We start from the raw sequence: 13,727 nt of genomic DNA, 5'->3' as shown, positions 1-13,727 counted from the left end.
GACGTAATCCAGGCAATCTCGCTGCGGGAGGAGCAAGCCGCCGCGGATTTGCCGGAAAGGTTGAAGTCATCGGCCGACCCTTGGATGGGCCGACCAATCAAAACCAAGGAGGAGATTATGATGTCCGCAAACCTGTCGAGACGCAAATTCCTGGCCGCGAGTGCGGCAGTGACAGCCGGCTCGCTCGCCGCGCCATGGATCGCCAGGGCAGACGCGAACGAGATCACCGCACTGCTGATCACCGGCGGCCCGCTCTATCCCAAATACTGGGAAAAGATCGTTCAGGATTTCACCGCCAAGACCGGTATCAAGGTTCGCTACGACTTGCTGGAATTCACCCCGCTGACGGCGAAGGTGGTCACGTTGAGCGCGGCGCGATCGAGCCAATACGACGTCTATAGCACCCATACGGCGCAGATCGATTCCTACTTCAATCATTTTGCGCCGCTGAACAGCTATTTCAGCGACAGCGAACTCGCGGAATTCTACCCGGTCGCGGTCAAGTATCTGCGCGATCCCAAGACCGGAAACCTGGCGGCCATTCCGCGCAACATGGATTCGCGCGTCCAGTACTACCGCAGCGACATCTATCAGGAAAAAGGCCTGAAGCCGGCTGAGACCTGGGAGGAGCTCGTCGATGTCGGGCTGAAACTGACCGGCAATGGCCATTATGGGCTGGTCGTGCCGGGGCAGGGCGATCCAGCACAACGCACCTTCAGCGATCTGCTCTGGCAAGCCGGCGGCGATTGGGTGGACCAGGCCAATAAGCCGGCCTTCAATTCCGAAGCCGGCATCAAGGCCCTGACCTTCTATCGCGATCTCATCCAGAAGCACAAAATCGTGCCACCCGATGCGGTCGGCTATCAGTGGAACGAGAATTCGACCGAATTCTCGTCCGGCACCGTCTACGCGAATTTCGATTGGCCGGGCGCATTCGCGACCCTGTCGAATCCGGAGACCTCACGCGTCGTCGGCAAGTGGTCGACTGCGCCCTACGTCAAGGACAAGGCCGCGATTTCATGCGCCATTTCGCATGCCATGGCGCTCAACGGACAATCCGGACGCAAGGACGCCGCCGTCGAATTCATCAAGTATACGGTCGGTCCCGAGGCGCAGCGGTTGCAGTTCGACCAATTCACCAACTTCCCCAGCAGCCAGGCGATCGCCAAGGAAGTGATATCAGCGGCAAAGGGGCCTCAGGCCGTGTGGCTGCAGCAGCTCGAGACGACGATAGCCAACGGCAAGGAATGGCCGAAGCTGGCCGGCTTCTCGAAAGTCTGCACGCTGATGTTTTCGGCCATCGAACAGGCCTTGACCGACCAGGTCTCTCCCGCGGACTCGCTCAACCAGGCGGCGACGGAGGCTGAGGAGATCATGCGCCGGGCCGGAGCTTACGATTGACGATGCCGTCCGTCGCGCAGCATACGGTGTCGGGGCGTCGGCGACGTTCGCCGCTGCCCTACACCTGGCCGAGAGGATACCTTCTGGCCAGCCCGGCGCTCCTCGTCATGCTGGCTATCCTGCTCTATCCGCTCGGATACTCTTTCACCATGAGTTTCTTCCGCTGGGATCTGAGCGGTTCGGCGCCCTTCATCGGAATGGCAAATTACACCGACGAACTCTTCGGCCGCCAGTTCAACCAGGCACTGCGAAATCAGACGATATTCAGCATCATTTCGATCACGATTGAAGTGGTGGCTGGAATGGCTATCGCCGTGCTCGTCAATGGCAAATTGCGCGGCATGCGGCTCGCGCGCACCTTGCTCCTGGTGCCTCCGATGATCGCGCCCGCAGTGGTGGGCCTGAATTTCCGGTGGCTGTTCAACACCCAGTACGGCCTGGTCGACGCGCTGTTGCGCATGTTCAATCTGCCCGACATTCCATGGCTCAACCATCCGACCTGGGCGCTCGTCTCCGTGATCGTCGCCGATGTCTGGCAGAACACGCCGTTGATGGTGCTACTGTTCCTTGCCGGCCTGCAGTCCTTGCCGCAGGAACCGCTCGAGGCGGCCACCGTGGACGGCGCGACGCCATGGCAGCGCTTCTGGCATATCGTGCTGCCGCTGATGCGTCCGATCATCATGATCGCCCTGATGCTTCGCATCATCGACACGTTCCGGACCTTCGACGTCGTCTGGCTGATGACGCAGGGCGGGCCGGGCGGCGCCACCAACCTGCTCACCGTCTATTCCTACCTGCTGGCGTTTCAGGCGGTGGATTTCGGACATGCGGCGGCCGTCTCCTACATCGCTTTGGGGATGTCGCTGTTCGTGCTCGGGCTCCTCTACGGAATACCGTGGCTGATTGCGAAACGGAGGGCGATATGAGCGAAGCCGCAATCGTTAGCGCACGTCCCAGGCCAAAGCGCCGGCGCCGTCGGTTTACGGTGGGGACCGCCGGCCAGTATATGGCGCTGGCCCTGACCGTCGCGTTCACCGTCTTTCCGCTGGTATGGCTATTCCTGACGTCGATCCGCAGTTCGGCCGACATCTTCTCGGTGCCGGTGCACATCATCCCCGAGACCGCGACGCTAACACAATACGTCTCCGTTTTCGCGGAGTACGACACGATGGACTATGTCTGGAACACCGTCTTCGTCTCGGTGGCGACGGTCATCCTCGTCCATCTGCTGGCCATTCCTTGCGCCTATGCCTTGTCGCGTTTCAGGATGCCGGGCGCGACGCTGATTTTCGGGCTGCTTTTGATCATGCGCATGATCCCGGTCATCGCGCTTGCCATTCCGCTCTTTGCCGTGTTTGCCGCCATGGGCATGCTCGACACCATCTGGGCGCTGATCCTGAGCCATACGGCGGCCAAACTGCCTGTCGCCATCTGGCTGCTTCTGGGCTTCATCCAGGACGTGCCGAAAGAGATCGAGGAGGCTGCCCAGTCGGACGGCGCCGGCACGGTGCGCACGCTGGTCCAGATCGTGGCGCCGCTGATTGCTCCTGGTATTGGCGCCAGCGCGGTCATCACCTTTCTCTTCACCTGGAACGACCTGCTGCTTGCCCTGACCCTGACCTCCAGCAAGGCCGCTCAGACTCTGCCGGTCGGGCTCACCAACTTCGTCTCGCAATTCGGCATCGACTGGGGCGCCATGTCGGCAGCCGGCGTCCTGATGGTCATCCCGACCCTGGTGTTTGTCTGGTTCGCCCAGGGGCTGCTGGTCAAGGGTCTCACCACCGGTGCCGTCCGCGGCTGAATGGCGGACATGCACCCAAAACGCTCGACGGCTTCGACGACGGGATACGCAACTGAGTGACGATCGGTGAGGTCAGGGACCTCGCCGCGCAATCGGAGGATACGGAATGGCAGCTGATCGGATACCGGCGATATCGGACATTTCGCGGCCGCCGAGACAATTGGTCGATGCGCTTGCGGCGATCGGCTCGGCGACGCTGGCCAGCGAACTCTACCATAAGATGGGCATTCGCGACCCGCAGATACGGGGCCCGCGTCCGTTGAGGCTGGGCCGCACGGCGGCGGGGCCTGCTCTCACGCTCCAGTGCATGCCGAAGCGCGAGGATCTCTACAACGAGACCGAATATGAGGAGCCGGAGCGGCAGTTGCACCGTCACGTGCTCTATCCCACGCAGCCGGGCGACATGGTGGTGGTCGATGCGCGCGGCGATCTGGGAAGCGGCATCTTCGGCGAGATGATGCTGACCTATTTCGCCGGGCGCGGCGGGGCCGGCGTGGTTGTCGACGGCTGCATCCGCGATTCCGCCCACGCGGCGGCTTTGGACATCGGCATCTGGGTGAGGGACGTCACGCCGAATTTCCACGCCCAAACCAACATCGTGCCGTTCGCCGTCAACGTTCCCATCGCCTGCTCGAACGTGCTGGTCATCCCTGGCGATATCATCGTCGCCGACGACGACGGCGTGGTCGTCGTGCCGGTCGCCCTTGCTCCAAAATTGGTCGAGCTCGCCGGCGCGCATATTGAGTGGGAAGAGTTTTCGCGCTCGCGCTTGGCGCAAGGGGGAGACCTGCGGAAATACTACCCGTTGAGCCCCGAGGGCGAGGCCGAATACCGAGCATGGCGGCATGCTCAACAAAAATGAGTGGTGCCGGACGGGAGGACAATAGGTGTCTGCAATTGAGATAGAACAGCTCGGCAAGAGCTTCGGCGCAGTGGAAGTTTTGCGCGACGTCAATATCGAGATCGCCAGCGGCGAGTTCGTGGTGCTGGTCGGTCCGTCAGGCTGCGGCAAGTCAACGCTGCTACGCATGATCGCCGGGCTGGAAGAGCAGACGACCGGCGAGATCCGCATCGGCGGGCGTGTCGTCGACGAGATGCCGGCCAAGTCGCGCGACATAGCCATGGTCTTCCAGAGCTACGCGCTCTATCCGCATATGAGCGTGGCCGACAATATGAGCTTCGCGCTTCGACTGGCGAAGGTCCCCAGGGAAGAGATTGTCTCGAGAGTCAAGGCGGCTGCCGAAATCCTTGGCCTGCAGGACCTGCTTGGCCGCATGCCGCGGCAGTTGTCCGGCGGCCAGCGCCAACGTGTCGCCATGGGCCGCGCCATCGTGCGCGATCCAGCCGCTTTCCTGTTTGATGAGCCGCTCAGCAACCTCGATGCCAAGTTGCGCGTCAAGATGCGCGCCGAAATCAAGAAGCTTCATCAACGGCTCGGCCGAACAAGCATCTATGTCACGCATGACCAGACCGAGGCGATGACGCTCGCCGACCGCATCGTGGTGTTGAACAAAGGCCGGATCGAACAGATCGGCAGCCCTTCCGAGCTCTACGAGAACCCGGCTAATCTGTTCGTCGCAAGCTTTATCGGCTCGCCGGAAATGAACCTGATCGAGGGCCGCATCGACAACGGCGCATTCGTCGCCGATCAGGGCTTGCGCTTACCCTTGCCGGCGGCTTCTCGGATGGGCGACAGGGATGGGGTAGTTTACGGGATTCGTCCGCAGCACATTTCGGTTGGCGGCCGCCACTCTCAGGCGAGGGTGCAAGTGGTCGAGCCGACCGGTGAGGCCCAGGAGCTTACATTAAGTGCAGGTGGAGTCGACCTCGTGGCCGAGGTGCGGGATCAGCCGCCCTTCAAACTTGATCAAGAGGTTGGGTTGGAGATCATGATATCCAAGGTGCATCTGTTCGATGCTCGTAGCGGCACCAGGATTGCTTAAGGCGCGCCGACAGGCGAAAAACGCCCTATGCATCATGCTCTTCGTCAATTGCCACTTGCTGCCTGGTTTCCGCCAAAGAGGGCCGTCTGACCGTGCCCGCGAAACGGCCTTGCGGACGTCGCCGACTGGCTATCGTGAAACAGCACCTCCCTCGCTTGGCCGGTCCTGACCGGCCAGATGATCGCCTTGGCGTCGAAACCACCGGTGATCGCTGTTTGCCCATCGGCCGTCACGGCAATCGCCCGCATCGCTCCGCCATGACCGCGAAGCTCGGCACCACGCGTTTCTACGCCGCAGAGGAACGGACCAACGGCCGTCAGACATAGTGCGAGCGTCGTCCTCATTGCACCCCGGGCCATTCCGTGCTCCGTTGGCGCAGCGCCGCCGTTGCGGGCACCAAGCTTGCCGGACCGGCCATATCGTTCACACCGTTCGAGGCAATCATATGACCCAGAATATGGAAACCGATCCCTTCAACGTCTCCATGCGCAAGTTCCTCAAGCAGGTCGGCGTGACTTCGCAGCAGGCAATCGAGAAAGCCGTGGCGGAGAAGGGCCTGAAAGGACAGGGCCGACTGACCGTGAGGGCCGTCATCACCTCGGAGCCGGCAGGCCTGCGCCATGTCGTCGAGGGCGAGATCGATCTGGGATGAGAGCTGCGGCTTGATCGGGGTCGGCTGCTATTTGAAGAACCGTATCTGCCCGGCGGGCGATGGATCGTATCCGGCAAGCTCGGCCGCGTGGCTGGCGAAGATCTCCTGCCCTAGCAAACGCAGGAGCGCCTGGATCGGTTGTTGGAAGTAGGTCCGCTGCCGCATCAGGAGATCGAAGCTCTCCCAGGCCAATGGAACGAAATCGAGGCCAGCGGCGCGTGCGGCCGCGCGCGTGGCTATTCCGCAATCGGCCCTACCAATGCGCACGGCAGCCGCGAGATCGGGTCCAGTCAGACAGGGCGGCTCCAACCGGTTGATGTCGTCTTGTTTCGCGCCGGAGTCCGCCAGCAATTGCGTGAGCAGCATGTCCGCGCCTGCGCCGTGTTGGCGAACCGCGATGCGTGCGCCGGTCGCAAGTACGTCGGTCAGGTTGTGGAGCGATTTTGGATTGCCTGGCGCCAGCAGCAGGCCTTGCTCGCGGCGGGCGAATCCGACCAGCACCGCATCGTAAAGCCGCGGCCTGGTCGCAATCGCGGCGACATTCGGGTCCGGGTCGCGGCTGTGGAAATGGATCGCGGCGGCAGACACCTCGCCGCGCAGCAGGCGTGTCACGCCGGCTTCCGTGCCTTCCGTCAGAAAGGCCAGGCCGGAGCCGGATTGGCGCAAAGCCCATTCGAGCAGGTCGTCCTGGCTGCCACCGACGATCGGCGGCGGCTCGGTTTGGGTCATTCCTGCGGGCCGGACCAACCCCGACATGACCCAACGGTCGAGTTCGTGCCGCGGAAACAGCCACTTGCCCGCCACCTTGCTGCACGGGATACGCTCCTCCGCGATTAGGTCATAAAGCTTGCGCTCGCCAATGCGCAGATAATCGGCGGCTTCGGACGTCGTCAGCAAATTCATCCTGCATTGATATGCATATTCCTGAATAGGTTCAAGGATTTGACTCTGACGGAGGAGTTGCAGGACATTGACGCCGGACAGGACTGCGAGGAGCAATGTCGGAAGGGCTGGGTGCATGGCAACTGATCGCGGGCGGCGACGCCACGCTGTTTGCCATCGTGCGCCTGTCGCTCGCCGTGAGCCTTTCGGCTGTCGCGATCGCCATGGTCGCAGGCCTGCCGCTGGGCGCAATTATCGCGCTGGCACGCTTTCCCGGTCGTTCGGCGATCGTCGTGCTGCTGAACGGTTTCATGGGCCTGCCGCCGGTGGTGGTCGGGCTGACGGTCTATCTGCTGCTATCGCGATCCGGGCCGCTTGGCGAGTTCGGCCTTTTGTTCACACCCGCCGCCATGGTCATCGCGCAGGCGCTATTGGTGCTGCCCATCATTGCCGCGCTGACTCGCCAGACTGTCGAGGATCTGTGGCGCGAGTATCGTGAGGAACTGACTGCGATGCAGGTCGGGCCGGCGGGCCTGGTCGCCACGCTTTTGTGGGACGGCCGCTTCAGCCTCGTCACTGCTCTGCTCGCGGGTTTCGGCAGGGCGGCGGCCGAGGTCGGCACCGTGATGATCGTCGGCGGCAACATTGATGGCTTCACCCGCACCATGACGACGGCAATCGCACTTGAGACCTCGAAGGGAGACCTGCCGCTCGCCATGGGACTCGGCCTGATGCTGATTTTCCTCATCCTGCTGATCAACGCCGCCGCCTGGGGCGTGCGGGTTTGGTCCGAGCAACGGGCGGGCTAGGGATGCGGGCTGCTCAGAGCGATCTTCCACTTGTCTTCGATGACGTGTCGCTGGTCGCCGGTGCGACGACCATCCTGGACCGGGTGAACCTGACGATCGGGCCGCGCGCGCCGACTCTGGTCGTCGGCCCGAACGGATCGGGCAAAACCTCCCTGCTGAGGCTCTGCATGGGGCTTGTTGCACCTTCTGCTGGAACCCTGACTTGGGGAGGACGAACGTTTTCCCCGCCGACACGGCGTGCGATCCTGTTCCAGAAGCCGGTGATGCTGCGCCGCTCGGCGGCCGCGAACGTCACCTATGCACTGGCTCAAGCCGGCTGTCCGCGCCGGCTCCGGGCTCCGCGCGCGGAGGAACTGCTCGAGCGCGTCGGTCTTCTCGATCTCGCGGCACGTCCGGCACGGCATCTCTCCGGTGGCGAGCAGCAGCGGCTGGCCCTCGCGCGCGCCCTGGCGCGCCAGCCCGAAATCCTGTTGCTCGACGAGCCGACAGCCAGTCTCGATCCGGCGGCGACGCGTTTTGTCGAGCAGATCATCATCACGGCTGCCCAGTCGGGCACGAAGATCATCATGGCATCGCACCACCTCGGCCAGGTACGCAGGATCGCGGGAGACGTCGTCTTTCTGCTCCGGGGGCGCGTTTGCGAGCACGCCGACGCCGACGACTTCCTTGACCGCCCCGCGACCCCGCAAGCCGCTGCCTTCGTGCGCGGCGAGCTCGTGCTTTGATCAACTGGACCGAGATTGAGATGCTGATCCGCCGAATGTTCTCTGCGCTTATGGTGCTTCTGATGCTAGCGGGCGGCGCACCTGCCCAGGACCAGTCGATCGTCGTGGCGTCGACGACCTCGACCCAGGATTCTGGCCTGTTTGATTACATCCTGCCGCTGTTCGAGAAGAAAACCGGCATCAGCGTGAAGGTCGTCGCTCAGGGCACCGGTCAGGCGCTCGACACCGGTCGGCGCGGCGATGCCGACGTGGTCTTCGTCCATGCCAAGGCGCAGGAGGAGAAGTTCATAAAGGAAGGCTTCGGGGTGAAGCGCTTCGACGTGATGTACAACGACTTCGTCCTCGTGGGCCCCAAGAGCGATCCGGCGGGCATCAGCGGGACCAAGGACATCGCAGCCGCGCTGATAGCCATCGAAGCCAAGAAAGCGGCCTTCGTGTCGCGCGGTGACAGGTCCGGCACCCATTCGGCCGAATTGGGTCTGTGGAAGACGGCCGGCATCGACATCGAGGCGGCCAAGGGGCCGTGGTACAAGGAGATCGGGCAGGGCATGGGGGCGGCGCTCAACGCCGCGGCAGCGATGAACGCCTATACGCTTTCCGATCGTGGCACATGGCTGTCGTTCAAGAATCGTGGCGTGTTGGACATCGCCGTCGAGGGCGACAAGCGGCTGTTCAACCAGTATGGCGTGATGCTGGTGAATCCTCACAAACATCCAAGCGTCAAAGTGGAGGCCGGCCAGCGCTTCATCGATTGGCTGGTTTCTCCGGAGGGCCAGAAGGCGATCGGGGAGTACAAGATCGACGGGCAGCAGCTCTTCTTCCCGAACGCGCAGCGCGAGCGTTCCTGAAGCTGGTTGCAAACAGGCTCGCGTCTGCTTCAATATCGCGCCATGACGAGAACGTTTTCTTCGACGGGCCCGCTGACTCCCCTGGAAGCGGCGCTCGATGCGCTGCTCGATGGTGTAATGCCCGTCACTCCCCGCTTGGTGCCGCTTGAACAAGCCCTAGGCTATGTCGCTGCCGGAATGCCGGCTGTCGTGCCAACTCAGCCTGCGCGAGACATCGCTGCCATCGACGGCTGGGCGTGTCGCGCCCTCGACCTCGTGGGGGCATCAGCCTATTCGCCCTTAGTTTTGCCGGTCGCGCCGATCTGGGTCGAGACGGGTGAGGCAATGCCTGAAAATCGCGACTGTGTGCTGCCGGCCGGCCTCGTCGATTGCAGTGGACCGATGATCCAAGCGGTAGCTGAAGCCGTGCCCGGTCAGGGTGTGCGCCGGGCGGGCGAGGATATGGCGGCGGCCCGCCCGCCAATGCTTGAGGGAAAGGCGATCGGCGTCGCCGACCTGCTGGTCGCCCGCAAAGTGGGACTGAGCCAGCTTGCCGTAAGGAGCCCGCGCGTGCGCGCGATCGACGTCGCCGCCGACAGCAACGAGACATTCTCCATGCGGCTCGTGGTCGAGAGCCTGAGTGCCTCGGGCGCTTCGGTTGCCGATATAGAGACCGTAAAGCGCGACGCGGCATCGATCATTGCCGCTCTTGATGGCGAGGCCTGCGATTTTCTGTTCCTGATCGGCGGTACTGGTGACGGCCACGCCGACGTGACCGCCGAAGCTCTTGCGCGGTGCGGGGTGTTGATTAGGCACCGCATGGCCTTACGACCCGGAGGGACAACGGCAATAGGCCGGCTCGGCAAGACACCGGTGGTCGCATTGGCCGGATCGCCGCTCCACGCTTTCGCCGGGTTCCTTGCGCTTGTCCAGCCAGTCCTGGACCGCCTCTCGGGCAGATCTGAACGGCCCGGCATCATCTTGCCGCTCTCGCGGAAAATCTCATCCGCGGTGGGACTTTACGAGCTCGTTCTGCTCGGGAAGGAACGGGATATGTGGACGCCGCTCGCCGTCGGCGACTTTTCGCTGGACGCCATGCGGCTTGCCGACGCCTGGCTTGCGGTCCCGGGCGATAGCGAGGGGTATGCCGTCGGCACGCCCGTCTCCGCCTTTCCGCTCCGCAACTTTTGATCAGTGAGCCGCTATGACGAATTCTCCATCATCGGCCCATCAGAATAGCGGGCAGGAGCAGTTCCTGACGATATTATCGCGCGAAGCTGCGCTGGCGGGCTTCGAGGCAGCGTTGTTTCCCCGCCCGTTACCGACCGAGACGCGGACGCTGGCCGACGTGCTCGGGCTGGTTCTTGCCGAAGATGTGGCGGCGCCGGTCGACGTGCCGCCCTTTGACCGCTCCAATGTCGATGGCTTCGCGGTACGTGCGGCCGACCTGGCCGCCGCCTCTGAAACCCGTCCCGTTCGGCTTGAGGTGAATGCGGAAGCGATTGCCTGCGGCACGGTTCCGCAACTCCCCGTTCTGACCGGAACCGCCACGCCCATCGCAACCGGCGGGCCGCTGCCGCGTGGCGCGGACGCGATCATCATGGTGGAGCATACCCATCCGGTGGGGTTGAGTGCCATCGAGGTGGGGCGCGGCATCTCGCCCGGCCAGTTTGTCTCCAATGCAGGATCTGACATGGCGCGAGGAGAGGTCGTGCTGCGCACCGGAACGCAAATCGGCTCGCGCGAAATCGGCATGCTCGCCGCGTGCGGAATCGCACAAGTGGCCGTGGCGCGCAGGCCACGCGTGGCCGTGCTCTCCACTGGCGATGAACTCGTCCAGCCGGGCGAGCCGCTGCGGGCGGCCGGCATCTATGATGCCAACGGACCGATCATCGCTGCGGCGGTCACTGAAAATGGCGGCGAAGCGCATTTTCTCGGCGCCTTCCCAGACGACGAGGCAACGCTTGAGACGGCTATGCGCGAGGCGCTCGCCGCCCACGACGTACTGATCCTGTCGGGCGGCACGTCCAAAGGGGCAGGGGATGTCACGCATCGCATTATCGGCCGACTGGGCAAGCCCGGCATCATCGCCCACGGCGTGGCGCTGAAGCCCGGAAAGCCGCTTTGCCTGGCGGTGTGCGGGGGCAAGCCGGTCATCGTCCTGCCGGGATTTCCGACCTCGGCCATGTTCACCTTCCATGACATGGTGGTACCCGCCCTGCGGCGCATGGCGGGGCTGCCGCCGCGCGTCGATGCTCAGGTCGCCGCAAGCCTTCCGTTGCGGGTTCCTTCCGAACTCGGACGGACCGAATTCGCGATGGTCTCCCTTGTGCAAGGGCAGAGAGGATTGACGGCCTATCCGACTGGCAAGGGCTCGGGAGCGATAACATCCTTTACCCAGGCCGACGGCTTCATCCGCATCGAGGCCCTGGCCGATCACGTGCCTGCCGGTGCCGACGTGCCGGTGACGCTGTTCACACCGCGGGTCCGCGTTCCCGACCTCGTCGTCATCGGCAGTCATTGTGTCGGCCTCGATCTGGTCGTTGGCGAACTTTCGCGCCGCGGGATTTCGGTGCGCTCGCTGTCTGTGGGAAGCCTGGGCGGTCTTGCGGCGGCCAAGCGTGGCGAGTGCGATCTCGCCCCCATCCATCTCTTCGACCCGAAGACGCGGAACTACAACGCGCCTTTCCTCGGTGACGGTCTCGAACTCGTGCCAGGCTGGCGGCGCATGCAAGGCTTGGTGTTCCGCCGAGAGGACGAGCGCTTCGAGGGCCTCGGCGCGGAGGACGCGGTCCGTGCCGCGCTCGCCGATCCCGATTGCATGATGGTCAACCGCAACCAAGGCTCGGGAACGCGTATACTGATCGACCAACTCCTCGGCGCGGCACGCCCGGACGGCTACTGGAACCAGCCGCGCACACATAATGCCGTGGCCGCGGCAGTGGCGCAGAAGCGCGCCGACTGGGGCGTCACCATCGCGCCGGTCGCGCGTGCGGCTGGGCTCGGTCTTATCCCGTTGACCGAAGAGCACTACGACTTCGCGCTGGTTTGCGCGCGAAAGGATCGGCCCGCAGTGCACGCGTTCCTCGAAGTTCTCCAGACCGACGAGGTGCATTCGGCGCTGGAGCGCGCGGGATTCAGCCGGCCGGGTTAGCGGCAAGCAGCGCGGCCAGCCGCTCGGCTTCGGCGAGGTCGTCGACCGTGTTGGCGTTGAAGAACGGGTCCACCGGCTCTGCCGGCCAGGACACGGTGGCAAGGCCGTAGCGGGTGGTCCACCGGTCGATCTTGCGCAGGCCCTCTTTGGTCAACGCATGCCGCAATTCATCCCGCAAGGCGACTTTCCAGAGCCCGATGACAGGATGCGCCTGACCGCCGGATGCCGCCACCGCCAAATCCGCCCGCTCGGTCATGCGCGCCCGCTGGAGCCGTGCAACGAGGTCGCGCGGCAGGAAAGGACAATCACCGGCGGCGCTGACCACCCACTCGACGTCGGGCCTGCTGTCCGCCGTCCAGTCGAGCGCGGCGAGCATGCCGGCGAGCGGCCCCGGATAACCCTCGATCGTGTCGGCAACGACGGGCAGGCCAAAACGGGCGAAGCGAACGGGGTCGCCATTGGCATTGAGAACGAGCCCGTCGCACTGCGGTCCCAGCCGTTCGATGACATGCTCGAGCATCGTGCGTCCGCCGATCACGCGCGTCGGCTTGTCGCCGCCGCCCATGCGCCGACCCAGACCGCCGGCGAGCACGACGCCCAGCGTCATGGGCCGCTCAGTCGTCATGCTCGGCACCCTTGCGGCGGTGGTGCGGCGCTTCCTCATCGACCGAAGCGATATCCTGGTCGAAGACGATCCGCTCCTGGCCTGAAAGTGCGATGAAGCGCTTGCCGCGCGCCCGGCCGACCAGCGTCAGCCCCACCTGGCGGGCCAGCGCCACGCCCCAGGCGGTGAAGCCGGAGCGCGAAACCAGTATGGGAATGCCCATCCGAACCGTCTTGATCGTCATCTCGGAGGTCAGCCGCCCAGTCGTGTAGATGATCTTGTCCCCCGGATCGATGGCGTGGCGGTACATCCAGCCGGCGATCTTATCGACGGCGTTATGGCGGCCGACGTCTTCCATATAGCAGATCGGCGTGCCCTCCCTGCAAAGGACGCAGCCATGGATGGCGCCTGCTTCCAGATAGAGCGACGGCGTGGTGTTGATCTTGCGCGTCAGCTCGTAGAGCCAGGAGGTGCGAAGCTCAGCGGGCGGGAGCGTGATGTCCTCGATCGCCTCCAGCACGTCGCCGAAGGCGGTGCCTTGGGCGCAACCCGAGGTCTGCGTTCGCTTTCGGAGCTTCTGCTCGTAGTCGGTGTTGCGCTCGGTGCGAACGACCACGACCTGGAGGTCCTCGTCATACTCGACGTCCGTCACCACATCGGTGGGCAGAAGCATGTTCTGGTTCAGCAGATAGCCGAGCGCAAGATATTCAGGGTAGTCGTTGACCGTCATCATCGTGACGATCTCCTGAGCGTTGAGATAGAGCGTCAGGGCACGTTCGATCGGTACGCGGACCTCCACCGTCGCGCCTGTATGGTCGACGCCCGCAACCAACTCCGTCAGCCGTTGGTCTTGCGGATCGGGTGTGATGATGGCGTGTTCCGGTTGGCGTAGCATCAAATGCATGGCAGTCTCCTGACGTCGTATTCTG

Annotated in this window: 14 protein-coding genes; 11 read left to right on the top strand and 3 right to left on the bottom strand. The window is 63.8% G+C overall.

The window, feature by feature from the left end:
- The first annotated feature begins 117 nt into the window (after window positions 1-117).
- The 6 genes from FJ964_RS20735 to FJ964_RS20710 all read left to right on the top strand — a co-directional run bounded on the left by FJ964_RS20735 (window position 118) and on the right by FJ964_RS20710 (window position 5,797).
- Window positions 118-1,401: a sugar ABC transporter substrate-binding protein gene (locus FJ964_RS20735; RefSeq protein ID WP_140499374.1), complete on the top strand. Its 1,284-nt coding sequence runs from the start codon at window positions 118-120 to the stop codon at window positions 1,399-1,401.
- 2 nt (window positions 1,402-1,403) lie between these two features.
- Window positions 1,404-2,327, top strand: a complete 924-nt coding sequence (locus FJ964_RS20730) for a sugar ABC transporter permease (protein WP_224713313.1) — start codon at window positions 1,404-1,406, stop codon at window positions 2,325-2,327.
- A complete protein-coding gene (locus FJ964_RS20725) occupies window positions 2,324-3,202 on the top strand; it encodes a carbohydrate ABC transporter permease (protein ID WP_140552113.1) in 879 nt (292 codons plus the stop codon). The genes FJ964_RS20730 and FJ964_RS20725 overlap by 4 nt, the downstream gene beginning before the upstream one ends.
- A gap of 106 nt (window positions 3,203-3,308) precedes the next feature.
- On the top strand, window positions 3,309-4,064 hold the full coding sequence (locus tag FJ964_RS20720) for a ribonuclease activity regulator RraA (protein ID WP_140552112.1): 756 nt from the start codon (window positions 3,309-3,311) through the stop codon (window positions 4,062-4,064).
- Between the two features lie 25 nt (window positions 4,065-4,089).
- Window positions 4,090-5,145, top strand: coding sequence for a sn-glycerol-3-phosphate ABC transporter ATP-binding protein UgpC (gene ugpC / locus FJ964_RS20715; protein ID WP_140552111.1), 1,056 nt, complete (start codon window positions 4,090-4,092; stop codon window positions 5,143-5,145).
- Between the two features lie 445 nt (window positions 5,146-5,590).
- Window positions 5,591-5,797 (top strand): DUF6494 family protein, encoded by a 207-nt coding sequence (locus tag FJ964_RS20710; RefSeq protein WP_140499366.1) that lies wholly within the window; start codon window positions 5,591-5,593, stop codon window positions 5,795-5,797.
- Window positions 5,798-5,824: 27 nt separating this feature from the next.
- Here FJ964_RS20710 and FJ964_RS20705 read toward each other — a convergent pair whose 3' ends face one another.
- The gene (locus FJ964_RS20705; RefSeq protein ID WP_140552183.1) at window positions 5,825-6,700 is read right to left on the bottom strand and encodes a helix-turn-helix transcriptional regulator; all 876 of its coding nucleotides are present in this window, start codon (window positions 6,698-6,700) and stop codon (window positions 5,825-5,827) included.
- 95 nt (window positions 6,701-6,795) lie between these two features.
- On the opposite strand from FJ964_RS20705, the gene FJ964_RS20700 reads away from it, so the two are divergent.
- Genes FJ964_RS20700 through FJ964_RS20680 form a run of 5 tightly spaced genes read left to right on the top strand, consistent with a single transcriptional unit; the run spans window position 6,796 to window position 12,194 of the window.
- A complete protein-coding gene (locus FJ964_RS20700) occupies window positions 6,796-7,488 on the top strand; it encodes an ABC transporter permease (protein WP_140552110.1) in 693 nt (230 codons plus the stop codon).
- A gap of 2 nt (window positions 7,489-7,490) precedes the next feature.
- Window positions 7,491-8,213, top strand: coding sequence for an ATP-binding cassette domain-containing protein (locus FJ964_RS20695; protein ID WP_140552109.1), 723 nt, complete (start codon window positions 7,491-7,493; stop codon window positions 8,211-8,213).
- A 35-nt stretch (window positions 8,214-8,248) separates the two neighbouring features.
- Window positions 8,249-9,061 (top strand): extracellular solute-binding protein, encoded by an 813-nt coding sequence (locus FJ964_RS20690; RefSeq protein ID WP_224713304.1) that lies wholly within the window; start codon window positions 8,249-8,251, stop codon window positions 9,059-9,061.
- A gap of 42 nt (window positions 9,062-9,103) precedes the next feature.
- Window positions 9,104-10,231 carry a molybdopterin-binding protein gene (locus FJ964_RS20685; protein WP_140552107.1) on the top strand — a complete coding sequence of 376 codons (1,128 nt, stop codon included), beginning with the start codon at window positions 9,104-9,106 and terminating at the stop codon, window positions 10,229-10,231.
- A gap of 13 nt (window positions 10,232-10,244) precedes the next feature.
- Window positions 10,245-12,194 (top strand): molybdopterin biosynthesis protein, encoded by a 1,950-nt coding sequence (locus tag FJ964_RS20680; RefSeq protein ID WP_140552106.1) that lies wholly within the window; start codon window positions 10,245-10,247, stop codon window positions 12,192-12,194.
- Here the strand turns inward: FJ964_RS20680 and mobA are convergent.
- A complete protein-coding gene (gene mobA / locus FJ964_RS20675) occupies window positions 12,178-12,819 on the bottom strand; it encodes a molybdenum cofactor guanylyltransferase MobA (RefSeq protein ID WP_181172561.1) in 642 nt (213 codons plus the stop codon). The genes FJ964_RS20680 and mobA overlap by 17 nt on opposite strands.
- Window positions 12,809-13,702 (bottom strand): formate dehydrogenase accessory sulfurtransferase FdhD, encoded by an 894-nt coding sequence (locus tag FJ964_RS20670; protein WP_140552105.1) that lies wholly within the window; start codon window positions 13,700-13,702, stop codon window positions 12,809-12,811. The genes mobA and FJ964_RS20670 overlap by 11 nt, the downstream gene beginning before the upstream one ends.
- Window positions 13,703-13,727 lie beyond the last annotated feature (25 nt).

The organism is Mesorhizobium sp. B2-3-2 (assembly GCF_006442295.1).
In the GTDB taxonomy this organism is placed as follows: Bacteria; Pseudomonadota; Alphaproteobacteria; order Rhizobiales; family Rhizobiaceae; genus Mesorhizobium.
This window is presented reverse-complemented; position numbering and strand designations above follow the sequence as displayed.